22 protein-coding genes are annotated in these 23,207 nt (G+C 72.4%); 15 read left to right on the top strand and 7 right to left on the bottom strand.

All coding sequences use genetic code 11. The features are described from left to right. Positions 1–2 precede the first annotated feature (2 nt). From ABEB12_RS40800 to ABEB12_RS40810, 3 genes are read left to right on the top strand one after another with little or no spacing between them, the layout of a single operon-like run. Entirely contained in the window at positions 3–968 is a 966-nt protein-coding gene (locus tag ABEB12_RS40800) for a TIGR03619 family F420-dependent LLM class oxidoreductase (RefSeq protein ID WP_185065663.1), read from the top strand. Then, on the top strand, positions 965–1,903 hold the full coding sequence (locus ABEB12_RS40805; RefSeq protein WP_185065664.1) for a CoA transferase subunit A: 939 nt from the start codon (positions 965–967) through the stop codon (positions 1,901–1,903). Before ABEB12_RS40800 ends, ABEB12_RS40805 begins: the two co-directional genes overlap by 4 nt. Further along, the gene (locus ABEB12_RS40810) at positions 1,900–2,667 is read left to right on the top strand and encodes a CoA-transferase subunit beta (RefSeq protein ID WP_345703583.1); all 768 of its coding nucleotides are present in this window, start codon (positions 1,900–1,902) and stop codon (positions 2,665–2,667) included. The genes ABEB12_RS40805 and ABEB12_RS40810 overlap by 4 nt, the downstream gene beginning before the upstream one ends. 111 nt (positions 2,668–2,778) lie before the next feature. On the opposite strand, the gene ABEB12_RS40815 is transcribed toward ABEB12_RS40810, so the two are convergent. Next, on the bottom strand, positions 2,779–3,900 hold the full coding sequence (locus ABEB12_RS40815; RefSeq protein WP_185065665.1) for a diaminopropionate ammonia-lyase: 1,122 nt from the start codon (positions 3,898–3,900) through the stop codon (positions 2,779–2,781). 153 nt (positions 3,901–4,053) lie between these two features. Here ABEB12_RS40815 and ABEB12_RS40820 point away from each other — a divergent pair, with 153 nt between their 5' ends. The 6 genes from ABEB12_RS40820 to ABEB12_RS40845 all read left to right on the top strand — a co-directional run bounded on the left by ABEB12_RS40820 (position 4,054) and on the right by ABEB12_RS40845 (position 11,795). Then, on the top strand, positions 4,054–5,670 hold the full coding sequence (locus ABEB12_RS40820) for a PucR family transcriptional regulator ligand-binding domain-containing protein (protein WP_185065666.1): 1,617 nt from the start codon (positions 4,054–4,056) through the stop codon (positions 5,668–5,670). Positions 5,671–5,759: 89 nt separating this feature from the next. After that, entirely contained in the window at positions 5,760–6,668 is a 909-nt protein-coding gene (locus ABEB12_RS40825; protein WP_345703584.1) for an FAD binding domain-containing protein, read from the top strand. Then, positions 6,665–7,162: a 2Fe-2S iron-sulfur cluster-binding protein gene (locus ABEB12_RS40830; protein WP_185065667.1), complete on the top strand. Its 498-nt coding sequence runs from the start codon at positions 6,665–6,667 to the stop codon at positions 7,160–7,162. Before ABEB12_RS40825 ends, ABEB12_RS40830 begins: the two co-directional genes overlap by 4 nt. Then, positions 7,159–9,462, top strand: coding sequence for a molybdopterin cofactor-binding domain-containing protein (locus tag ABEB12_RS40835; RefSeq protein ID WP_185065668.1), 2,304 nt, complete (start codon positions 7,159–7,161; stop codon positions 9,460–9,462). Before ABEB12_RS40830 ends, ABEB12_RS40835 begins: the two co-directional genes overlap by 4 nt. A 64-nt stretch (positions 9,463–9,526) precedes the next feature. After that, a complete protein-coding gene (locus tag ABEB12_RS40840; RefSeq protein WP_185065669.1) occupies positions 9,527–10,939 on the top strand; it encodes a cytosine permease in 1,413 nt (470 codons plus the stop codon). A 46-nt stretch (positions 10,940–10,985) separates the two neighbouring features. Next, positions 10,986–11,795, top strand: coding sequence for a pentapeptide repeat-containing protein (locus ABEB12_RS40845; protein ID WP_185065670.1), 810 nt, complete (start codon positions 10,986–10,988; stop codon positions 11,793–11,795). 380 nt (positions 11,796–12,175) lie between these two features. On the opposite strand, the gene ABEB12_RS40850 is transcribed toward ABEB12_RS40845, so the two are convergent. Next, positions 12,176–13,582 carry a cytosine permease gene (locus tag ABEB12_RS40850; protein WP_185065671.1) on the bottom strand — a complete coding sequence of 469 codons (1,407 nt, stop codon included), beginning with the start codon at positions 13,580–13,582 and terminating at the stop codon, positions 12,176–12,178. A gap of 77 nt (positions 13,583–13,659) precedes the next feature. On the opposite strand from ABEB12_RS40850, the gene ABEB12_RS40855 reads away from it, so the two are divergent. Both ABEB12_RS40855 and ABEB12_RS40860 read left to right on the top strand, forming a co-directional pair. Next, entirely contained in the window at positions 13,660–14,205 is a 546-nt protein-coding gene (locus ABEB12_RS40855) for a 2'-5' RNA ligase family protein (RefSeq protein WP_185065672.1), read from the top strand. 66 nt (positions 14,206–14,271) lie between these two features. Continuing rightward, on the top strand, positions 14,272–15,468 hold the full coding sequence (locus tag ABEB12_RS40860) for a Bcr/CflA family efflux MFS transporter (RefSeq protein WP_185065673.1): 1,197 nt from the start codon (positions 14,272–14,274) through the stop codon (positions 15,466–15,468). Here the strand turns inward: ABEB12_RS40860 and ABEB12_RS40865 are convergent. Next, a complete protein-coding gene (locus ABEB12_RS40865; protein WP_185065674.1) occupies positions 15,459–15,992 on the bottom strand; it encodes a DUF1697 domain-containing protein in 534 nt (177 codons plus the stop codon). The two genes, ABEB12_RS40860 and ABEB12_RS40865, sit on opposite strands and share 10 nt — an antisense overlap. A gap of 94 nt (positions 15,993–16,086) precedes the next feature. Between ABEB12_RS40865 and ABEB12_RS40870 the strand changes: the two genes are divergently transcribed. Continuing rightward, on the top strand, positions 16,087–17,325 hold the full coding sequence (locus ABEB12_RS40870) for an ArsB/NhaD family transporter (RefSeq protein ID WP_185066186.1): 1,239 nt from the start codon (positions 16,087–16,089) through the stop codon (positions 17,323–17,325). Continuing rightward, the gene (locus ABEB12_RS40875; RefSeq protein ID WP_185065675.1) at positions 17,322–17,816 is read left to right on the top strand and encodes a universal stress protein; all 495 of its coding nucleotides are present in this window, start codon (positions 17,322–17,324) and stop codon (positions 17,814–17,816) included. The genes ABEB12_RS40870 and ABEB12_RS40875 overlap by 4 nt, the downstream gene beginning before the upstream one ends. On the opposite strand, the gene ABEB12_RS40880 is transcribed toward ABEB12_RS40875, so the two are convergent. Then, positions 17,813–18,244 (bottom strand): VOC family protein, encoded by a 432-nt coding sequence (locus tag ABEB12_RS40880; RefSeq protein WP_185065676.1) that lies wholly within the window; start codon positions 18,242–18,244, stop codon positions 17,813–17,815. The two genes, ABEB12_RS40875 and ABEB12_RS40880, sit on opposite strands and share 4 nt — an antisense overlap. A 16-nt stretch (positions 18,245–18,260) precedes the next feature. On the opposite strand from ABEB12_RS40880, the gene ABEB12_RS40885 reads away from it, so the two are divergent. After that, positions 18,261–18,392 (top strand): hypothetical protein, encoded by a 132-nt coding sequence (locus ABEB12_RS40885; protein WP_345703585.1) that lies wholly within the window; start codon positions 18,261–18,263, stop codon positions 18,390–18,392. Here ABEB12_RS40885 and ABEB12_RS40890 read toward each other — a convergent pair. The 3 genes from ABEB12_RS40890 to ABEB12_RS40900 all read right to left on the bottom strand — a co-directional run bounded on the left by ABEB12_RS40890 (position 18,389) and on the right by ABEB12_RS40900 (position 22,698). Continuing rightward, positions 18,389–20,170 carry an FAD-dependent monooxygenase gene (locus tag ABEB12_RS40890; RefSeq protein ID WP_185065677.1) on the bottom strand — a complete coding sequence of 594 codons (1,782 nt, stop codon included), beginning with the start codon at positions 20,168–20,170 and terminating at the stop codon, positions 18,389–18,391. The genes ABEB12_RS40885 and ABEB12_RS40890 overlap by 4 nt on opposite strands. Positions 20,171–20,282: 112 nt before the next feature. Further along, positions 20,283–21,824 (bottom strand): long-chain-fatty-acid--CoA ligase, encoded by a 1,542-nt coding sequence (locus ABEB12_RS40895; protein WP_185065678.1) that lies wholly within the window; start codon positions 21,822–21,824, stop codon positions 20,283–20,285. Further along, entirely contained in the window at positions 21,817–22,698 is an 882-nt protein-coding gene (locus tag ABEB12_RS40900; protein ID WP_185065679.1) for an amidohydrolase family protein, read from the bottom strand. Before ABEB12_RS40900 ends, ABEB12_RS40895 begins: the two co-directional genes overlap by 8 nt. 38 nt (positions 22,699–22,736) lie before the next feature. On the opposite strand from ABEB12_RS40900, the gene ABEB12_RS40905 reads away from it, so the two are divergent. After that, on the top strand, positions 22,737–23,186 hold the full coding sequence (locus ABEB12_RS40905) for a MarR family winged helix-turn-helix transcriptional regulator (protein WP_345703586.1): 450 nt from the start codon (positions 22,737–22,739) through the stop codon (positions 23,184–23,186). Positions 23,187–23,207: the final 21 nt, after the last annotated feature.

A 23,207-nucleotide genomic window follows, 5' to 3' on the forward strand; every position in this document is an offset into this window, starting at 1 on the left:
CCATGTCCGTCACCTACGGGCTCGCGCTGGAGAACTTCACCTCGGCGGCGAGCAACCCCGACATCGACGCGCTGATCGGCTACGCCCGCCGGGCCGAGGAGCTGGGCTTCACCGGGCTGTGGGCCTGGGACCACCTGTTCCTGGGCTCCCGCCAGCCCTTCCCCTGCCTGGAGGCGCTGACCACCCTCACCACGCTGGCCGCGCACACCACGTCCATCGGGCTGGGCACCGGGGTTCTGGTGCTGCCCATCCGCGACCCGGCCCTGCTGGCCAAGACCGCCGCCAGCATCCAGGAGCTGTCCAAGGGCCGGCTCACCCTGGGCGTGGCCGCCGGCTGGTACCAGCGGGAGTTCGCCGCCACCGGCGCCCCGTTCCGGGGCCGGGGGAAGCGCTTCGAGCGCAACCTGGAGATCTGCTACAAACTGTGGGCGGACGACGAGGTCACCGGCGAGTGGGAGGACCTGAGCTTCCGCCGGGTGCGCATGCTGCCGCACCCGAAGCCCCGGCCGAGGTTGCTCATCGGCGGCTACGTGGACCGGGTGCTGCGGCGGGTGGCGACGCTCGGCGACGGCTGGCTCACCTACTTCTACCGGGCCGAGGACTTCGCCCGCTCCTGGTACAAGATCCGGGACTACGCCGCCGAGGCCGGCCGCGACCCGAACGAGCTGCGGAACGTGGCCCAGCTGCCGATCTGCATCGACGAGTCCTTCGAGGCGGCCGACCGCAAGGTGGGGCCGTTCCTGGCCGAGTACTTCGACAACCCGGAGTGGAGCGACGCCACCCCGGAGAGCGCCGTCCGGGGCACCCCCGAGCAGTGCGCCGAGCAGCTGGCCGAGCACATCTCGGCCGGCGTGGAGCACATCGCGCTGGTGCCCTATCGCTACCGGCAGGAGCAGGTCGAACGGTTCGCCGCCGAGGTGCTGCCGTTGTTGCCCGATACCGCGCGCCCGGCCGCGGGCGTCCGATGACGTCCGCGCGGGCCGAGCTGGAGGCGCACCGCCGCCCGGTGGCGGACAAGGTGACCAGCGCGACCGAGGCGGTGGCGCTGGTCCGGGACGGCGACCACGTCTCCATCGGCGGCACCAACTACTCCCGCACCCCGATGGCCCTGGTCTTCGAGCTGCTGCGGCAGCGGCGCACCGGGCTCACCGTGTCCCGCCCGCTGTCCTGCTTCGAGGCCGAGCTGCTGCTGGCCACCGGCACCGCCGACACGCTGATGACCAGCTGGGTCGGTGTGGGCCACGGCTGGGGGCTGGCCCGGGTGGTGCGCCACCAGGTGGAGCACGGCCTGGCCCGGTTCGAGGAGTGGAGCCACCTGGCGCTGGGCATGCGCTACCGCGCCGCCGCCATGGGCCTGCCGTTCCTGCCCACCTACACCATGCTCGGCTCGGACCTGGCTCGCCGGGTCGACGCGCGCACGGTGACCTGCCCGTTCACCGGCGAGGAGCTGCTCGCCGTGCCGGCGCTGCACCCGGACGTGGCGTTCGTGCACGTGCAGCGGGCGGACCGGTTCGGCAACGCGCAGATCGACGGCTACCCGTTCATGGACGTGGACATGGTGCACGCGGCCCGCCGGGTGGTGCTGAGCGCGGAGGAGATCGTCGAGCCGGAGCAGCTGCGGGCCCGCCCGAGCGAGACCGTCATCCCGCACTTCGCGGTGGACGCCGTGGTACACCAGCCGTACGGCTGCTACCCGCACGAGTGCTACGGCGGGTACGAAGTGGATGCCGCGCATTTCACCGAGTACATGAACCACGTTCGCGACCAAGGGGTGCCGGGTGCCCTGCGCTACGTGGACGCCAACATTCGCGCGCACGCCGACTTCACCGGTTTCCTGGCCACCATCGGCGGCGACCGGCTGGCCGAGCAGCGCCGCCGAGCACTGGAGCTGATGCCGCGGTGATCACCCCGAACGAGGTCATGACCATCACCGCCAGCCGGCTGCTCGCCGACCACCGGGTGGTGTTCGCCGGCATCGGGTTGCCGCTGGTCGCGTCGGCGCTGGCCAAGCGCCGGCAGGCGCCGAACCTGACGATCGTGCTGGAGGGCGGGATCGTCGGGCTGCGGCTGCGCCCCGGGCAGCTGCCGGACTCCACCAACGAGATGTGCGCCGCCGTGGACGCCGACATGATCACCGGCATCTGCGACGTGTTCCTCGCCGCGCAGCGCGGCCACTTCGACTACGGCTTCCTGGGCTGCGCGCAGATCGACCGGTTCGGCAACATCAACACCAGCATCATCGGCGACCCGGACGCGCCGACGGTCCGGCTGCCCGGCACCGGGGGAGCGAACGACATCATCTCGCTGTGCAACGAGACCTTCGTGGTCACGGCGCACGAGCCCCGGCGGTTCGTGGAGCGGGTGGACTTCGTGACCAGCCCCGGCTACCTGTCCGGTGGGGCGGCCCGGCGGCGGGCCGGCCTGGTGCACGGCGGCCCCAGCCGCGTGATCACCGACCTGGCGGTACTGGACTTCGAGCCGGAATCCCGCCGCATGCGGGTAATCGCCCTACAACCCGGCGTAGCCCTGGCCGACGTCCAAGCCGCAACGGGCTTCGACCTCCTGACCGCCGACCAGGTAACCCGCATCCCCGAACCAACCCCCGAAGAGCTCGACCTCCTCCGCCACCTCCTAGCCCAACCCGTTTCAGTCGCTTCAGCACCCTGATTCAGTCGCTTCAGCACGGTGATTCAGTCAACGTCGTTGACTGAATCGGCCCGCGGAACTGACTGAATCGGCCCGCGGAACCGACTGAATCGGCCCGCGGAACCGACCGAATCAGGTGGGGAGGGGGTTGGCGGTGGTGCTTTCGGTGCTCAGAAGCAGCACCACGGCGTTGGGGGTCAGGGCGGTGGCGGCGCGGCGGGGCGGGTCCTGGGCGACCGCGCGGACGCCGGCCAGGGCGGCGGCGCCGCAGGGGCCGGCGTCCACGCCGAGTGCGGTCAGGTCGTGCACCGCGCTGGTGGCCTGCGCCTCGGTCACGGTGACCGCCGCGTCCATGCCGGCGGCCAGGTACGGCCAGGCGTTCGCCGAAGGGGTGCCGCAGTTGAGCCCGGCCATGATGGTCGGCTCGGTCGGCACCGAGATGGGCTCGCCGGCGTGCAGCGAGCTGATGACCGCCGGCGCGTTACGCGCCTCGACGCCGAGCACAACGGGGCCGGTCGAGCCGCCGGACCGGTAGTGCCGCACGCAGGCCTGGGCCAGCGAGCCGACGCCCATCGGGACCGCCACCAGGTCGACGCCGGCCACGCCGTGCGAAGCCAGCTGCGCGTCCGCCTCGGCGAACAGCGTGGCGTACCCGTCCACGATCCACGCCGGAACCCGCTCGTAGCCCGGCCACGCGGTGTCCTGCACCAACAGCGCGTCCGAGCCGGCCTCGCGGGCCCACGAAGCCGCCGCGTCGACCACGTCGTCGTAGGGCAGGGGCAGCTCGACGACGGTCGCGCCCTCGCCCGCCACCGCATCCACCGCCGCGCGGGACAGCGTCGCCGGCAGGAAGATGCGCGCGCCCAGCCCGAGCAGCCGGGCCACGTGGGCGACCGCGCGGCCGTGGTTTCCGTCGGTCGCGGCCACCAGGGTGGGCCCGCCGCGCGCGGCGAGCTCGGCGAAACCCAGCGCGGCGGCCCCCTGGCCGAGCCGCTCGGACAGCGCCCTGGAGATCGCGTAGGACGCCCCGAGGATCTTGAACGCGGGCAGGCCCAACCGGGCCGACTCGTCCTTCACGAACACCCGCGCCACCCCCAGCTCGCCGGCCAGCGCCGGCAGCTCGACCAGCTCGGTCCGCCGGTACCCGGGCAGGCCGAGGTGGAAGGCCAGCACGTCGCCGCCGACCGGATCGGTGCGCCAGGCGCGCGCGTCCGGATGCCGGTACCAGGAGGGAGCGGTGGTCTGGGTCTGCATGCCGCCAGCTTGCCCCGCCGGGGCGGACCGCGTTAAGCGAGGATTTCTGCCGGTAACCATCCAGTTCTACTTGCTGGTGCGGCGCCTCAAGGGGTGGCAGTATCCGCCGTGCCGGGCTACGTTCCTGGGCAATTCTTGATAGGGAGCGCCGCCATGACCGACGCGCTCGTCGTCCGTGACCTGCTCGCCATGACGATCCTGGAGCGAGCGGTGGTGCTCGCCGGGCGCAGCGGTCTGGACCGGCCGGTGCGCCGGCTGAACGTGATGACCGTGCCGGACATCCTGCCGTGGACCAAGGCCGACGAGTTCATGCTCAGCACCGGCTACCCGCTGCCCCGGGACGCGGGCGAACTGGTCACCCTGGTGACCGAGTTCGCCGGGCGGGGCATCGCGGCGTTCGGGGTGAAGTTCGGCTCGTCCGGCCGGCGGCTGCCCGCCGAGGTGCTGCGCGCCGCCGACCGGCTGGGCCTGCCGATCGTGGAGATACCCGACGATGTGGCCTTCGACGACATCCTGAGCCGGGTGTTCTCCGACATCGTGAACCGCCAGGCGGCCACCATCGCGCGGGCCAAGGAGATCCACGACGCGTTCCTGCAGATCGTGCTGACCGGCGGCCAACTGCCGGAGATCGCGGCCCAGCTGTCCGACCTGCTGTCCGGGGCATCGGTGCTGGTGGTGGACTCGGACGGCCGGCGTCTGGCGGCCGCCCGGCCGGAACGGCACGAGCCCTGGCTGCGTGAGCTGGGCGTGCTCGAGCGGGACGGCGCCGCGCGGGTGGACCGGCTGGGGCCGGGGGTGCACACGCCGGGGCCGGGCCGGGTGGTGGTGATCGCCGAGCTGCGCGCCGGGAAGCTGCGCCTCGGGCACCTGCTGGTGGCGGCCGAACAGCTGGGGCCGGAGGCGACGGTCGCGGTGGACCAGGCCGCCGTCGTGGCCGCACTGGACGTCACCCGCCAGCTGGCCGTCTCGGCGGCGGAGCGGCAGTTCGAGTCCAACGTGCTGCACGACCTGGTGACCGGCGGCGGCGGCGAGATCGAGGACGCGCTGGCCCGGGGCGCGGCGTTCGGCTGGGACCTGCGCCGGCCGCTGGTGGTGGTCGTGGGACACGCCGAGCGCACCGGCGAACCCGACCTGGTCCGGCAGCCGGACATCGAGCTGTGGTCGGCGGAGATCCGCAACCAGGACCGGGGCGCGGCGGCCGCCGCGTTCGCCACCAACCTGGTCGGCATCGTCGGCTGCACCGGCGCGGCCGGCGACCCGGCCGAGGTGCCGGGCCGGGTGTGGGCCGGGCTGCGCGCGACCACCCGGCACGCCTTCTCCCTCGGGGTCAGCCGCCCGTTCCACGAGCCGGCGCTGATCCCGGCCCGGTACGAGGAGGCCCGCAAGGCGCTGCGCATGGGCCGGCGCAGCCACGGCCCCGGCAAGGTCACCTACTTCGCCGAGCTGGGCCTGTTCCGCCTGCTCAGCCTGATCGACGACGTCGGCGAGCTGCGGGACTTCGTGCGCGACGCGCTCGGCGAGCTGACCGCGCTGGAGGCCAGGGAGCGCGCCGAGCTGGTGCGCACCCTGCAGGTGCTGCTGGACAACCACCTCAACGTGGCGAAGTCGGCCCGCGACCTGCACGTGCACTACAACACCATGCGCTACCGGATCAGCAAGCTGGAGCGGCTGGTCGGGCCGTTCATGTCGGACAACCGGTTGTGCCTGCGCCTGGCCGTGGCCATGCAGGCGCTGGAGATGTACGAGGTGTCGCCGAAGGGTGCGCCCTGACCGGCTATGGCAACACCTACCTACCACTCGCCGGTGGACCTCGGCGATTCTCGCCAATGACCAATCGTAATGAGGTCACTTAGTTTTCAGTGACGCGTCACGAGGAGGACTTCGTGGTCTGTGCGCCATTCGACTATCTCCGGGTCGGCAGCTACGCCGACGGGATCGGTGCCCTGCTCGAGTACGGCGAGGACGCCAAGATCCTCGCCGGCGGCCAGAGCCTGGGGCCGATGCTGGCGCTGCGCCTGGCCCGGCCGAGCATGCTGATCGACATCAACGACATCGGCGAGGGGCGGCCCAGCCTGTCCGGCGACGTGCTGCACGTGCCGGCACTGACCAGGCAGTACACCGTGGCCGAGTCCCCGCTGGTCGCCGAGTACGCCCCGCTGCTCGGGCACTGCGTGCGGCACGTGGGCAACGTGCGGGTGCGCAACCGGGGAACCATCGGCGGGAGCCTGGCGCACGGCGACCCGACCGCCGAGATCGCCTGCGCCGCGCTGGCGCTGGACGCCCAGCTCCTGGTGCGGGGGCCGGAGGGGGAGCGGGTGATCCCGGCCCGGGAGTTCTTCGTCTCCTACCTCACCACCGCGCTGCGCCCGGCCGAGCTGGTGGTCGACATCAGGTTCCCGGTCATGCGGCCGGGCCAGGGCTGGAGCTTCCACGAGATGACCCGGCGGGTGTCGGACTACGCGGTGGTCGCGGTGGCGGCGGTGGTCGAGCTGGCCCCGGACCGGAGCATCCGGGAGGTCGGCGTGGCCCTGGCCGGCGTCGCCGACCACCCGGTGCGTGGCCCGGATGCGGCACTCGCCGGCCTGGTCGGCACCACCGGCGACCCGGCCGCCGTGGCGGAGGCCGCGCGGGCGCTGGCCGGGTCCACCGATCCGAGCGACGACGTGCACGCCACCGGGGCCTACCGGAAGCGCCTGGTCGAGGTGCTCGGCCGGCGGGCACTGGCCGAGGCGGTCGGCCGGGCCGGCGCGGCGGAGGTGCCCGCATGAGCGCGGCCACGAACCCGCCGAAGCGCCTGGTCAGCCTGTCCGTGAACGGTCGCCGCCACGACGTGTGGGTCACGCCGAGCGAGCTGCTGCTGGACGTGCTGCACGACGAGCTGGGGCTGCCCGAGGTGCGCTACGGGTGCGGCGAGGGGGTGTGCGGCACCTGCACCGTCCAGCTGGACGGCCGCCCGGTGAGCGCCTGCCTGATGTTCGCCGTGCAGGCCGAGGGCCATGCGGTCACCACGGTGTCCGCGCTGCTCGGCGCCGGTGAGGAGCTCCACCCGCTGCAGGAGTGCCTGCTGCGCCACGGCGGCGCGCAGTGCGGGTTCTGCACGCCGGGCATGCTGCTCACCGCGGACAGCCTGGCCCGGCGGGGCGGCCGGCCGAGCCGGGAGGACATCCGCTACGAGCTGGTCGGCAACCTCTGCCGGTGCACCGGCTACACCAAGATCCTGGACGCGGTCGAGGAGTACGTCGAGGGGGCGGAGCGGCCATGACCCAGACGGAACCGGTGACCCCGCCGTTGGAAAGAGCGGCGCCGATGCGGGTGGTCGGCCAGCCGGTGGTGCACCACGACTTCGTCGACAAGGTGAAGGGCACCCAGCTGTACGCGGCGGACTGGAAGCTGCCCGGGATGCTGTACGCACGGGTGGTCCGCGCCCCGCTTCCGTCCGCGCGCATCACCGCCGTCGACACCGCCGAGGCGGAGGCCCTGCCCGGGGTGATCGCGGTGCTCACCGCCGAGGACGTGCCGTGCAACCGGGTGATCGAGCGGGCCAGCGGCGGCCTGGGCGAGCTGGCCGTCGAGATGCCGGTGCTGGCCCGCGACCGGGTGCGGTTCGCCGGGGAACCGGTCGCGCTGGTCGCGGCGGTGAGCCAGCAGGTGGCCGACGAGGCGGCCGAGCTGGTCGAGGTGGAGTACGAGGACCTGCCCGGGGTGTTCGACCCGGAGGCCGCACTGGCCGCTGACGCACCCAGGGTGCACGACGAGGGCAACGTGCTGGTGGAGTGGCATATCCGGCGCGGCGACGCGGAGAAGGCGCTGGCCGAGGCCGACCTGGTGGTGACCGGGGAGTACCGCAGCCAGCACGCCGAGCACGCCTACCTGGAGCCGGAAGCCGGCGTCGGCTGGCTGGAGAACGGGGTGGTCACGCTCCGGGTTTCCACCCAGGTGATCGAGCACGCGGCGGCCATCGCCGGCATCCTCGAGGTGCCGGAGAACAAGGTGCGGGTGATCAGCTCGTACATGGGCGGCGGGTTCGGCGGCAAGGAGGACATGACCGTCGAGCCGTACCTGGCCCTGCTGGTCTGGCACACCCGGCGGCCGGTGCGGATGATCTGGGACCGCCAGGAGTCCATGCTGGCCAGCACCAAGCGGCACCCGTTCGTCATGCGCTACCGCACCGGGGTGCGCTCCGACGGCACCATCCTGGCGCAGGAAGTGGACATCGTCGGCGACGCCGGTGCCTACCCGTACCTGAGCGCCCGGGTGCTGTTCGCCGGGACGGCCCTGTCCTGCGGCCCGTACCGCACGCCGAACGCGTCCCTGCGCTCCCGGGCGGTGTTCACCAACAACGTGCCGACCAGCGCGTTCCGCGGCTTCGGCGCGATGCAGGTGACCCTGGGCTACGAGTCGCAGATGGACCGCATCGCTTCCGCGCTGAACCTCCCGCCGGCCGAGGTGCGCCGGCGCAACTTCCTGGCCAAGGGGGACACCATCCCCACCGGGGAGACCCTGGACACGGCGGTGGCCTGCGAGGAGACCCTGCGGCGGGTGCTGGACCGGATGGGCGAACCGCCGGCGCCGAGCGGCCCGGGCAAGCGGGTCGGCCGGGGGTTCGCCTGCAACATGCAGCCCTACGGGCGCACCATCTGGTTCCGCGACCGGGCGTCGGCCTGGCTGAGCCTGCAGGCCGACGGCACCCTGCTGATCAGGTCGGGCATCACCGACCTGGGCGCGGGGCAGGCCGCCAGCCTGTGCCAGATCGCCTCCGAGGTGCTCGGCGTCCCGCTGGCCGAGATCTCCGTGTACATCGGGGACACCGCGCTGAATCCGCCGGCCGGCGGCACGTTCGCCACCCGCCAGCTGTACATGTCCGGCAACGCGGTGCTGCACGCGTCGCGCCTGCTGCGGGACCGGATCGCGCCGGTGGCGGCCGAGATGCTGGGCTGCGCGGAGGCGGAGCTGAGCTTCGAGGACGGGTTGGTCCGGGACGCCGGCGGGTCGGGAACCGGACTGCACCTGGCCGAGCTGGTCGCCGCCTGCGAGCAGCGGGAGGTGGACACCGCGCTGCTCGCGGTCTGGCGGGCCGAGCAGGGCAGCTTCGACCCCCGGCTGGGCCAGGGCGACAGCTTTCCCGACTACACCTACGGCACGCACGCCGCCGACGTCGAGGTGGACACCGAGACCGGCGAGGTGACCGTGCTGCGCTACGTGGCCTCGCACGACGTCGGCCGGTGCATCAACCCGCTGCGGGTGGTCGGCCAGATCCAGGGCGGCGCCATGCAGGGACTCGGCTACGCCCTGATGGAGGACGTGGTGATGGAGGAGGGCAACGCCGCCTCCAGCCTGTTCGCGCACTACTTCATCCCCACCTCGATGGACATGCCCGACGTCGAGGTGGAGATCGTGGAGAGCGGCGAGGGCAAGGGGCCGCTGAACGCCAGGGGCATCGGCGAGCCGCCGATCGCCAACAGCGCGGCCGCCGTCGCCAACGCCATCACCGCCGCCATCGGGCGGCGGCCGACCCGACTGCCCATGACCCCGGAACGAGTCCTCGACCTCTGCCAGGAATGACTCTGTCAGGAATGACCCTGCTGAAAACGATCCGCGCACCACCGCCGGGAAGAACAGGTGAACCATGTCCACCAACCCCACCAATTCCACGGAGAACGCGCTCGCCGTCGAACGGCACGGCATCGAGTACATCGACGAAGGGCAACGCCACGGCGACCCGCGCAACCAGTTCAGCATCCGGTTCTCCCCGGTCATCTACCTGGCGGCGATCGTGCTCGGCGGATCGGCGGTGCCGATGGGCCTGGGCCTGTCCGGCAGCCTGACCGCCATCCTGCTGGGCAACCTGCTCGGCGCGATCTGCACGGCCGCGTGCGCGGTGATGGGACCGAGGCTGGGGCTGCCGCAGATCCCGATGGGCCGGTCCGCGTTCGGCTACCGGGGCAACCACCTGCCGGCGGCGCTTTCCTCGCTGCTCTACCTCGGCTACTTCACCCTCGGCACCATCCTCGGCGCCAAGTCGCTGGCCGAGCTGTTCAAGCTGCCGTTCGTGCCGGTGATGATCGGCGTGGTGCTGGCCAGCGTGCTGATCGCCATCTTCGGCTACAACCTGCTGCACGCGTTCGGCCGCTGGGTGACCAGGGTCAGCATCGTGGTGCTGGTCGTGGTGTCGGTGCTGCTGGTGATGCACGGCCCCGGCGCCGGCGCGGCCGCCCGGCTCGACGGCACCGAGTACTGGCTGGTGTGGCTGCTGGAGTTCACCATCGTGTTCTCCTACACGATGAGCTGGGCGCCCTACGCCTCGGACTACTCCCGCTACCTGCCGCGCGACACCAGCCGGGGCAAGATCTTCGGCTACGCCTTCGCCGGGCTGTTCCTGTCCACCACCTGGATGATGGCGCTGGGCGCGATGCTCACCACGCTGGGCAGCCAGGGCGGGGTGATCGGGGCGTTCGAGCTGGCGCTGCCCGGCCCGGTCCTGGTGGTCACCCTGTTCACCCTGGGCATCGCGGCCATCCCGCACAACTCGGTGAACCTGTACAGCGGCGCGATGGCCAGCCTGACCTGGGGCTTCCCCCTGAACCGGAGTGCCACCGTGGCGCTGTCCGGCGTGCTCGGCGCGGTGCTGGCCGTGCTCTTCGGCGGCGCGGCGTTCGAGGACGCCTTCCACGCGTTCCTGTTCCTGGTGGCCTACTACGTGACGCCGTGGCTGGCCATCGTCTGCGCCGACTACTTCTGGGTGCACCGGGGCGGCCGGGGCTACCCGCCGGCGGCGGAGTTCGGCCGGCCGGACGGCCAGCTCGGCGGCATTCGGTGGCCGGGCATGGCGGCGTTCCTGCTCGGCATCCTGGTGTCCGTGCCGTTCATGGCCACCGACCTGTTCACCGGGCCGATCGGGCGGGCGCTGAACGGGGCCGACCTGAGCTACTTCGTGTCCTTCCTGGTGGCCGGCGGCGTGTACGTCCTGGCCGCGCGCCGGGTCTCCGGCGTCGCCGGTGAGCGGCCGGCCCCCCGGGCCACCTCGGAGCACGCCGACTGAGCGATGATTCCCCGTGGCGGGCGCGGCCCGTCACGGGGAGGCAGTGATGGACATCCGGGCCGAGCTGCGCGCGGACTGCGCGAGCTGCTTCGGCCTGTGCTGTGTCGCCCTCCCGTTCACCGCCTCCGCCGACTTCGCCTTCGACAAGGAGGCCGGCGAGCCGTGCGTGAACCTGCTGGCCGACCACCGCTGCGGCATCCACGGCTCGCTGCGCGAGCGCGGCTTCACCGGCTGCACGGTGTTCGACTGCCTCGGTGCCGGCCAGAAGGTCTCCCGGGTGGCCTCCGGCGGGCACGGCTGGCGGGACGACCCGGACGTCGCGGACCGGATGTTCCGGGCGTTCCCGGTGGTCCGCGCGCTGCACGAGCTGCTCTGGTACCTGGCCGACGCACTGGGCCGCCCGGAGGCCCGCCCGGTCCACGCCGACCTGCGCGCCGCCGCCGACAAGATCGACCGGCTCACCCGGGCCGAGTCGTTCGCCGAGGTGGACCCGGCCGCGCTGCGCGGAGAGGTGGATGTCCCGCTGCGGCGGGCCAGCGAGCTGGTGCGCGGGGGAGGGCGGCCGGACCGCCGGGGCCGGGACCTCATCGGCGCGAAGCTGCGCGGCGCCGACCTGTCGGGGGCCGACCTGCGCGGCGCCTACCTGATCGGCGCCGACCTGTCCGGGGCGAACCTGCGGCTGGCCGACCTGATCGGCGCGGACCTGCGCGCCGCCAACCTGGCCGGCGCCGACCTGCGCGACTGTCTCTACCTCACCCAGTTCCAGGTAAACGCGGCGAGTGGTGACCTCGCGACACGCTTGCCGGCGGTGCTCGAACGGCCGACGCACTGGCCGGCACGTGAACCCCAAGGGTGACAGTTGTGTGGGCATGACGCCCCGGCAGGCTCCCGCACGAGACCGTCAGGCGCGCGGTCTTGGCCAAGCGGCGGCTACCAGTGCGCTGCCCCTTAGCTCTGCGTGGAGATATGCAACGGCGGCTAATCGGAACCCACTTTTCGTGACAGTTGGGGTGAAAGCGACGGGTGGGATGCGTGTCGAGCCCGGTCGAGGCGTCGGGGACCGTTCCGTGGCTTTGCGCCGGGAACGCGGACCGCGCCGAGTTCACCCTGAGAGACATTCGATCCCGGGAAAAGGTCTCTGGGGATGAACTCGGCGTGCGGCCGGCCGGTGAACACGGAGCGCCAACGCCGACGATCATGCACGGTGGAGCGTGGCGGGAAGACCGCGGTCGGCGATCAGGAGACGCGGGCGGTGCGCGGTGGTCGGTCCGCGCTCGAGCGGACTCTGGCCAGGCGGTGGTAGAGCAGGCCGGAGACCACCGCGCCGACCACCCAGGACACGTCCCCGCCGTCCAGCGCCCGGGCCACCGGCCCGTGTACGTAGGCGTTGTGCATGAACGGCAGCTGGACGGCGAACCCGATCAGGTAGGCGGCCATGCCGGCCGGGTTGACCCGCCCGTAGACGCCGTCCGGCCGGTACATCGCGTCCACCGCGTACTCGCCCCGGCGCACCACGTAGTAGTCGACCAGGTTGACCGCCGTCCACGGGCTCATCAGCGCCATCACGATCACCAGGAAAGTCTCGAACGAGCCGAGCAGGTTGTCCCGGTACAGGAAGCCCAGGTAGGTGGCCACGGCGGCGACCGGCAGGATGAACGCCAGCCGGACCGCGAGCCCACCCCGCCAGCGCCGGTAGAACGTGGTCGCCAGGGTCATGGTGGACATGTAGCCGCCGTAGATGTTCAGCGCGTTGATGCTGAGCACGCCCAGGATCAGCGCGACGAAGGTGATCGCGGCGAACGTGCCGCCCGCGCCGTGCGCCACCGTGCCGATGGCCGCCACCGGGCCGCCCAGGAAACGCTGCTGCAGCGCCGCGCCCAGGATCATCAGCCAGGCGCCGCTCACCCCGACGCCGGCGTAGGTGTACCAGAACACGCTGGAGATCGGGGTGCTGGCGGGCAGGTAGCGGGCGTAGTCGGCCACGTAGGGAGCGAAGCCCAGCTGGGAGATGGCCGGCACGGACACCGCGAGCAGGAACGGCCCGAGGGCGAAGCCGGTGCTCACCGGGGTGATCTCGCCGGGGTGGTGGCGGGTCACCAGCAGCACGGTGAGCACCAGGAAGACCGCCGCGACCAGGTAGGACAGGTACCGCTCGAACCGGTGGATGAGGTTGTAGCCGAACACCGCGACCACCGTGCTGGCCAGGGAGAGGATCACGATCCCGGCGGTCACCGGCACCTTCGCCAGCTCGTACAGCGCCTGCGCGCCGAGCACCACGCCGGCGGCGTAGAAGCCCAGGTACATGAGCACCACGAAGATGAGCGGCACGGCGGCCCCGTAGTAACCGAACTGCGCCCGGCTCTGGATCATCTGGGGCATCCCGAGATGCGGCCCCTGCGCGGAGTGGCTGGCCATCAGCAGGGTGCCGAGCAGCACGCCGATCAGGATCCCCAGGACCGCCCAGCCCAGGCTCAGCCCGCTGGCCACCGTCGTCGCCCCGGCGGCCACCACCGGCAGCTCCATGTTCGCGCCGAACCAGACGAACATCAGGTCCGACGGCTTCCCGTGGCGCAGCTCGTGCGGGATGAACTCGATGCTGCGCTGCTCGACCAGGAAGTCGGCGCGCTCGTTCGCTTGCCCCATCGGAGGAGGTTAACCGGCGATTGTCAACAATCCTAGAGTTGACAACGCGCTCGCGGTTGACGTGTTAAGAACGTGGCATGCCCGAGCTCGGACGGACCGCACTGGTGATCCCGGTACCCGAGGCGGACCCGGCGCTGGCGGCGGTCGGCACGCGATACCCCCGGCTGGCGCGGCCGGGCCTGCCGGCGCACCTCACCGTGCTGTACCCGTGGCTGCCGGCGGCCTACGTGGACGACCGCGCCCGGCGGTCGTGTGCCGCGCTGGCCGCAACGGCGGAACCGGCGGAGGCGGAGTTCCGGGAGATCGGCGTGCACCCCGGGATGGTGTTCCTCAGACCGGCCGACCCCGGCCCGGTGGACCGGCTGATCGCCGGCGCCCGTACTCGCTGGCCGGAGCTGCCGCCGTACGGCGGAAAGTACCCGGACAGCCCGGCCCACGTCAGCCTCGCGCTGGGCGGGATGAGCCCGGAAGAGGTCGACGGGGTACGCGACCTGGTCGGGCCGATGTTGCCCATCACGTCCCGGCTGGCCGAGCTGTGGCTGGTCGCGCTCGGCCCGGACGGCTGGCTGGCGACGGACCGCTGGCCGCTCGGTGTGCTCCAGGACACAGCTGAACGGCGGTGAGCGCGAGCCCGCCGGACCGGTCGTAACAGTGTCACGAAGTTGACCCGACCGGGCGGAGGAGCGGGCATGATCGATGTGTCGGTCGCGCGGGCGCGGGGAGCCGCGCCCCTCAAGCTGGTCGCGGTCCTCGGCCTGATGTTCGCCATCGGCCCGATCGGCATCGACATGTACCTGCCGGCCATGCCGGCCATCGGCCGCGAGCTGGCCAGCGCCGACACGGCGGTCCAGCTGACCCTGACCGGTTACGGGCTGGGCATGGGTCTCGGCCAGCTGCTGGTCGGGCCCTGGTCGGACGCGGTGGGCCGGCGCCGGCCGATGCTGATCGGGCTGGCGCTGTTCGCTGCCGCCTCGCTGGCCTGCGCGGCGGCGCCGACCGTGCCGCTGCTGGCCCTGGCCCGGCTGGCGCAGGGGCTGGCCATCTCGTCCGGCTCGGTGCTGGCCATGGCCGTGGTGCGGGACCTGTTCACCGACTCGGCGGCCTCCACCCTGCTGTCCCGTTTGATGCTGGTGCTCAGCGCATCGCCGATCCTGGCGCCGTCGCTGGGCAGTCTGGTGCTCGGGGTGACCGTCTGGCCGGGCATATTCGTGACCCTCGGGCTGGTCGGGGTGCTGCTCGCCCTGGTGGTCCTCCGCACGCTGCCGGAAACCCTGCCTCCGGACCGGCGCCGGCCGCTGAACGCGGGCGCCGTGGCCCGGTCCTACGTCCACCTGCTGCGGGACCGGAGGTTCGTCGGGCTGGTGGTGGCCACCGGGCTGGCCACCACCGGGCTGCTGGGCTTCGTCACCGGTTCGCCGTTCGTGTTCCAGCACCAGCTGGGACTGGACGAGCGGCGGTTCGGCCTGCTGTTCGCGGCCAGCGTGCTGTGGATGATCGCCGCCACGCAGGTCAACGCCCGGTTGATGCGCCGACTGCACCCCCGCCAGGTGTTGCTCCCCTCGACGGCCGCCGCCACCGGCACGGCCCTCCTCGCGCTCGGGCTCGCCCTCACCGGTCTGGGCGGCGCGGTGGGCCTGATCGGCGCGCTCTGGCTGACCCTGTTCTTCATCGGTTTCGCCCTGCCGAACCTGCCCGCCGTGATCCTGGCCGACCACCCTGACGCGGCCGGCACCGCCTCGGCGCTGATCGGCGCCAGCCAGATGGTGATCGCTTCGGCCCTCTCCCCGCTGGTCGGGGTGTTCGGCAACGACGGCGCCGCGATGGCCGGCGTGATCGCCGCCGCACTGGGCGCGAGCACGCTCATCCTGCTCACGGCTCAGCGGTAGGCCTTGACCAGGCGTTGGATGGTGCCCAGGGTGCGGGTGGTGGCGGGCACCCCGAGCCGGGCCTCCAGCTCCGAGGTGGGGTCGCCGGTCCGCCCGCCGATGTCCCGGACCAGGCTCAGGGCCACCCCGTCGGCGACCGAGATGATCTCCAGATCACCGCGCTTGTTGGTCCACGGCAGGGGGGCGCCGAACTCCGGGGCGTCGTCCAGGAAGGTGAACGTCTCGCGGTAGGTGCGCTCGTCGGTCAGCCCGGCGAAGGGCTCGCGGTCCAGGATCGCCACCAGTTGCTGGAACGGCCGGACGAACGCCACCTCCCGGTAGCCGCACGCGGCCTGCAGGCCGGCCGCTGCCCGGTCCGCCACCGCACGGGGGTCCGCGGCTTCCACCAGCACCGTCCCGTTGGTCTGGAACGACCGAGCGGACTCCGCCCCGGCCTCCTCCAGCACCCGCTCGAGCACCTGCCGGACGGGGCTGTTGCGGTGACCGAGATTCATATTCCGGTAGAAGACGACGGCCCTGGCCACGGGCGGAGTGTGCCATGCGGCGACCGGGCCGGTCCGGGCCGACACCGATACTGCCGGGGTGACGGACACCTGGGCGCAGCTCCTCGCGGTGCTGATGCTGGCCGGCCTGCTGGCGTTCGCCATGGTCCAGCCGAAGGGGCTGCCCGAGGCGGTGTTCGCGGTCCCGGCGGCGGGGTTGCTGGTCGCGGTGGGGGTGGTCGGCCCGGAAGCCGCCTCGCGGCAGGTCGTGGCGCTGGCGCCGACGGTGGGTTTCCTGGCCGCCGTCCTGGTGCTGGCCCAGCTGGCCGATGCGGCGGGGGTGTTCACCTGGGTGGGCGCGCGGTTGGCGCGCGGCTCGGTCGGCCACCCGGGACGGCTGCTGGGCCGGGTGTTCCTGGCCGGCTCGGCGACCACCGCCACGCTGAGCCTGGACGCCACGGTGGTGCTGCTGACCCCGGTGGTGTTCGCCACCGCCGCCCGCGTCCGGGCGCGGCCGAAGCCGCACGTCTACGCGTGTATCCACCTGGCCAACTCGGCGTCGCTACTGCTGCCGGTGTCCAACCTGACAAACCTGCTCGCGTTCTCCGCGTCCGGGCTGACGTTCCTCCAGTTCGCCGGGCTGATGGCGGCGCCGTGGCTGCTGGTGATCGGGATCGAGTACCTGGTGTTCCGGCGGTTCTTCCGCTCCGACCTCGGCGGGCGGCCGCACGGGGCCGAAGTGGTCGAGGGCGCTGGTCAGCCGGCTCCCCGGTTCGCGCTGGCCGTGCTGGCGCTCACCCTGCTCGGGTTCGGGGTCTCCGGGCTGGTCGGGGTCGAGCCGGTGTGGGTCGCCGTGGCCGGGGCGGTCACGCTGGCCGGGCCGGAGCTGGCCGGCCGTCGGATCGGCGTGCCGGCGCTGGTGCGGGCCGCGTCCCCGCCGTTCTGCCTGTTCGTGTTCGCGCTGGGCGTGGTGGTGGCCGCCGTGAGCGGGGGCAGCCTGGGCGCGGCGGTGACGTCGGTGCTGCCCACCACGCCGACGCTGCCCAACCTGCTGCTGGCCGCCGCGATCGCGGCGGTGCTGGCCAACCTGGTGAACAACGTGCCGGCCACGCTGATGCTGGTCACCGCCCTGGCCGGGCACGCGCATCCCGGTCTGGTGCTGGCCGTGCTGGTCGGCGTCAACATCGGGCCGAACCTGACCTACACCGGCTCGCTGGCCACGCTGCTCTGGCGCCGGGTGCTGGTCCGGCGGGACGCCACCCCGGCGCAGACCGAGTTCCTCCGCCTCGGGGCGATCACGGTGCCGTTGTGCCTGGTCGTCGCGGTGGTCGCGGTGTGGCTCGGTTTGACGCTGGGACGAGGATGGCTGTTATGACCGCCGACAGCGTCGTGGTGTGGCTGACCGAGGACACCTGGCCGGCGTGCGTGGACGTGGCGGCCGGGTTGCCCAGTGCCGAGCGGATCCGGCTGCTGCACGTGGTCGACGAGGCGCCGGCGGAGGCGGCGCACGGCGCCCTCGGCGGCCTGCTCGGGCGGCACGGAGCCTGGCACCGCGACCCCGGTGAGGTGATCACGGAGGCGTCCCGGGAGGCGTCGGCCCGGCTGTTGGCGGACGCACAACGCCGCCTCGGCCGGGATGCGCGCCTGGAGACCCGGGCCGGGCGGATCGAGCGGGAGGTCGTCGCGGCCGTCGCGGACGCGCGGCTGCTGGTGTGTGCCCGGGACGGGGAACGCGACCGGCTGGGCCCGCACAGCATCGGCCACCACCTGCGGTTCGTGGTCGACCACGCGCCGTGCGCGGTGCTGCTCATCTGGCCGGAGGACCCGCCCGAACTGGGATCGATCCCACCCCCGCCGCCGCACTAGGTGGCAAAGATCTGGGAGTCGTCGGCGAAGGCCTTGAACTCGAGCGCGTTGCCGGCCGGGTCGAGCAGGAACATGGTCCACTGCTCGCCGGGCTGCCCCTCGAACCGCACGTACGGCTCGATGACGAACTCGGTGCCGGCCGCCTTCAACCGGTCCGCGAGCTGCCGGAACCGTGCCACGGTGAGGATCAGGCCGAAGTGGGGCACCGGCACGTCGTGCCCGTCGACCGGGTTGTGGATCTTCCCCTGCCGGGTGGGGGACAGGTGGGTGACGAACTGGTGCCCCTCCAGGTTCCAGTCGATCCAGGTGTCCGCCGACCGGCCCCGGGCCAGCCCGAGCACCTCGCCGTAGAAGTGTTCCGCCGCCGCCAGGTCGTCGACCGGCATGGCCAGGTGGAAGCGTGGGATCGGGGACTCGAGGATGGTCACGGCTCAATGTTAACATTTGGACATTAATGACATCACCGCGCCCGACCCGGCCGGCCCTCCCGCGCCGCCCCCGGCCCGTGGCTGGCGGCGGTTGTACGCCGAACGCGTGCTCCAGGCCGACCAGGGCGCCGACCTGGACTTTCTCTAGCTGGAAAGGATGTGCTGGAGTGCGGCGGTGAGCGCGGTGGCCGGGTCGTCCACTCCGGCCATGGCGCGGAAGGCGACGTAGCGGTCGGGGCGGACCAGGACCGCGCCGGTGGCGGTGATGCCCCGGTTCTTCAGCCAGGCGCAGCGCACGTCGACGTAGTCGCTGCCCAGGACCCCGACCCGGCCGGCGCGCAAGGGCAGCCCGGTCTCGGAGGCGATCTTCTCCGCCGCGTCCACCCAGGCGTGCCCCTCCTCGCCGGCCAACAGCACGAATTGGCCGCCGTCGACCAGGCTGGCGAGGGGGATCCGCTCGCCCTCCCGTTCCACCCAGGCGTGCGGCAGCGGGTGGCCCGGGGTGGTCCCCGGCTGGTAGAGCCGCACCGGGTCCAGGGGAGTGGGGCGGGGCGCGCCGTCGTCGACCACGGCGGTGGAGACCGAGGGGTCGTAGGTGTAGCCGAACTCCACGTTGTGGTGGCGGAACTCGATCGTCTGCGAGCCGATCGCCTGGTTCACGGCGTGCCGGCGGGCCGCGGAGTTGGGCAGTTCCTCCCAGAGCGGCCGCACCTCGGCCCAGTTCTGCTCGGGTGTCTTCTCCGGGGAGAGGCCGAGGGCCTGGTCGATGCTGAAGTGGTTCATCGCGCCGTTGACCGCCGCATCCACGTTCGCCGCATCCACCGGCCGGCGCTCGGCCTCGTAGGTGTCCAGCAGGCCGTCCCCGGCCCGGCCGGCCAGCACGGCGGCGAGCTTCCACGCGAGGTTATAGGCGTCGTGCACGGCGCTGTTCAGGCCCAGCCCGCCGGTGGGCGGGTGCCGGTGCGCCGCGTCCCCGAGCAGGAACACCCGGCCGGCCCGGAACCGGTCGGCCAGTACGCCCTCCATGAGCCACTGGCTGATGTGGTGCACGGTCGGGGCGAAGTCCGGGATGCCCAGGGTGGTGCGGATGCGCGCGAGCACCTTGTCCGGGTCCTGGGCGTCGGGGTCGTCGGCGCCGTACTGGAGGTGGAACACCCACTCCTCGGAGTCCGGTCCCCACTGGTCCGGCCCCATCGCGACCAGCACCCCGGATGCGTACGAGCCGCCGAAGTCCGGGTTGATCATCCACCGGATCAGCACGTCGGGGTCGCGCAGGTAGTCACGGAGGCCGGCGGTCATGTGGGTGGACACCATGCGCATCAGGTCGGTGGGTCCGCTCATGCCGATGCCGGCCAGCCCGCCGACCGTGCGGCCCCCGTCGGCGCCGATCAGGTAGGAGGCGCGCACGGCGTAGCGCTCGCCGCTGTCGCGGTCCAGCACGGTGGCGGTGACCCCGTCCTCGTCCTGGGCGAGGCCGACCAGCTCGTGGTGGAACCGGATGGTCGCCTCGGGCGCGGTCTCCGCGTGCGCCTTGAGCAGCGGCTCCAGCCGGATCTGTGGCAGGTTGGCGGTGCGGCAGGGGCTGGCCGCGATGAAGTCGGGATCGGTGTAGCCGCCGCCCCAGGCCTCCAGCCGGCCGATGCACCGGCCGTACCCGTCGTGTGGCCCGGTCACCCCGGTGTACCAGGCCGCGGCGGCCATGTTCTCCGCCGGCGTGCTCCGCTCCATGATCGCCGGGGCGACGCCGAGCTCGGTGAAGATCTCCATCGTGCGCTGGTTGAGCACGTGCGCCTTGGGCAGGACCGAGGTCCCCGGGTAACGGGAGACCAGGTAGGACGGCACCCCGAGCCGGGACAGCAGCATGGAGGCGGTGAGTCCGCCCCCACCGCCTCCGACGATCAGCACCGGCGTCTCGACCTGTCTCATCGCGCGCTCCTCGACATGGCGGTCAGTGGCGCTCAGTGAAGCAGTCACTTATTCGAAAAGTCAAGAAAATCTCGATATTTTGCGCCCAGCCTCCGCCGCTGGTGGGCGGCGGTTATTCGGGGATCCCCGTCCGGTAGCGGTCACGCAGGTCGGGCTTGCGGATCTTGCCGGTGGCGGTCTTGGGCAGCTCGGGGACGAACCGGACGTGCCGCGGGATCTTGAAGCCGGCCAGCCGCTCGCGCAGCGCGTCGCGCAGGGCCTCCGCGTCGGCCGGCGCCCCCTCGCCGGGGACGATCACGGCCAGGCCCACCTCGCCCCACCGCGGGTCCGGCACGCCGATCACCGCCACCTCCACGACCCCGGGCAGCTCGAGCAGCGCGGACTCCACCTCGGCCGGGTACACGTTCTCCCCGCCAGAGATGATCATGTCCTGGTAGCGGTCGTGGATGAACAGGTAGCCGTCGGCGTCCAGCGAGCCGGCGTCGCCGGTGCGGTACCAGCCGTCGGTGAGGGCCTGGGCGGTCTGCTCCGGGTCGTTCCAGTAGCCGGCCATCACGTTGGGTCCCTGCACCAGCACCTCGCCGACCTCGTCCACCTCGGCGTCGGCGCCGTCCGGCCGGACCACCCGCAGGTCGGTGAAGAACATCGGCTTGCCGGCCGAGCCGACCTTGCGCACCGCGTCGGCGGCGTCCAGCACGGTGCAGCCGGGGGACGCCTCGGTCATGCCGTAGGCCTGCTGCATCGTCACGCCCCGGTCCAGCCAGGTGCGCAGGGTCGGCAGGGGCAGCGGGGCGCCGGCCGCGCCGATGGTGCGCAGGGCCGAGAGGTTCCGGGTGCGGAAGCCGGGCTCGCGGGACATCGCGTCCAGCATGGTCGGCACGGCGAAGAACGAGGTGACCCGCTGGGACTCGATGACCTCCAGCGCCGCCGCCGGCTCGAACCTCCGGATGACCACCGCGCAGCCGCCGTGCAGCAGCGTCGGCATGACCGTGCCGTTGAGCCCGCCGATGTGGAACAGCGGCGCCATGGCCAGGGTGCGCTCGGCCGGGGTGATGTCGAAGCCGAGCAGGTGGTTGGTGGCGTTCCAGGTCATGTTGCCGTGGCTGAGCACCGCGCCCTTCGGGCGACCGGTGGTGCCGGAGGTGTACATGATCAGGCACGGATCTTCCAGGCCCACCGGCTCGTCTCGGGGCTCGGGGGAAGCGGCGGCGAGCAGCTCCGGGTAGGGCAGCGAATCGGCGCCACCCTCGCTCGGCGGCTCGGTGGTCACCCAGGAGCGCACACCCGGCACCCGGTCGCGCAGCGCGTCGGCCAGGCCGCCGTGGTCGGGGCCGTGCACCACCACCGAGGTGCCGGAGTGGTCGAGCAGGTACTCCACCTCCGGCGCGGTCATCCGGGCGTTCAACGGCACCCAGATCGCCCCCAGCTGGCCGCAGGCGAACAGCGTCTCCAGCGCGGAGGGGTGGTTGCCGCTGATCCAGGCCACCCGCGCGCCCGCGCGGACCCCGAGGCCGGCGAGCGCGCCGGCGGTGCGGCGCACCCGTTCGGCGAAGCCGGCGTGCGAGACCGTGGACCCGTCGAACCAGACCGCGTCCCGGTCCGGGCACATCCGCCGCAGGCGTTCCGGCCAGGAGCCGAGACCGCCGTTACGCATCGCCGAGGCCGAGCGCGCGGATCGCGTTCCGCTTCATCACCAGCGGCTTGACCTCGTCCCGGATCTCCAGCCGCTCGAAGTCGGCGATCCAGCGCTCGGGCCGCAGCAGCGGGTAGTCCGAACCGAACAGCACCTTGTGTTTGAGCAGGTTGTTCGTCGCCCGCACCAGCTGCGGCGGGAAGTACTTCGGCGACCATCCGGACAGGTCGATGTACACGTTGGCCTTGTGCTGGGCGACCGCGATCGCGGAGTCCTGCCACGGCACCGAGGGGTGCGCCATGATGATCGTCAGGCCGGGGAAGTCGGCGGCGACGTCGTCCAGCAACATCGGGTCGGAGTAGCGCAGCTTGATGCCGCGCCCGCCCGGCAGCCCGGACCCGATGCCGGTCTGCCCGGTGTGGAACAGCGCCGGCACGCCGAGGTTCTGCAGCTGTTCGTACAAGGGGTAGACGCGCCGGTCGTTGGGCACGAAGTCCTGCAGGCTGGGGTGGAACTTGAACCCGCGCACACCGTGTTCCTCGACCAGCCGGCGGGCCGCGCGGATGCCCGCGACGCCCCTCGCCGGGTCGATCGAGCCGAACGGGATGAGCACGTCCGGGTGCGCCGCCGCCGCGTCGGCGATCTCCTCGTTGGACAGCGCCGGCTGGCCGGTCGCGGCCTCGGCGTCCACGGTGAAGATCACCGCGGCCATGTTGTTGCGCCGATAGTCCTCGGCGATGTCGGCCACCGTCGGGTCGTACCGGTCGCCCTTGAAGTACTTGGCGGCCGCCGACGCGAGTTCCTCGTCGAGGGCCATGTGACCGTGCGGGTCGGCGTGCACGTGCACGTGTACGTCGATGGCGTCGAGTGCGTCGATGTCCAGGGCAGGGGTCATGGGTCATATAATAGAGCTTGTCAATGATTGAGAGGCTCATGGATCTACCGGCACTCACCGACGACGTCGGCTACCTGCTGTCCCGGACCAGCGGCATCACCGCGCGGGCCGCGAACACCGCGCTGGCCGGGTACGGGTTGCGGGTGCGCCAGTACTCGGTGCTGTCCCTGGCGGCGGACGCGCCGGACGGGCTGTCCCAGCGCGAGCTGGCCGGGGTGCTGGGGCTGGACCCGAGCCAGGTGGTGCTGCTGGTGGACGAGCTGGCCGACGCCGGCCTGGTCCTGCGCCGCCCGTGCCCCGGCGACCGGCGCGCCCGGCTGGTCGTGGCCACCGACGAGGGCCGGCGCGTCCTCGGCGGCGCGCGGCGCCAGGCCCACGACGGCGTGCGGCACCAGCTGCGCGCACTCAGCGACCGCGAGCAGGAGACCCTCCGCGACCTGCTCGCCCGCGTAGTCCGATCCGCCGGCGGTGTTTCCGTCGGGCGCTGAACTGGGCGCCCGACCCAGCGC

The sequence above is a fragment of the Actinospineispora eucalypti genome (assembly GCF_039543365.1).
GTDB classification, from domain to species: domain Bacteria; phylum Actinomycetota; class Actinomycetes; order Mycobacteriales; family Pseudonocardiaceae; genus Pseudonocardia; species Pseudonocardia eucalypti.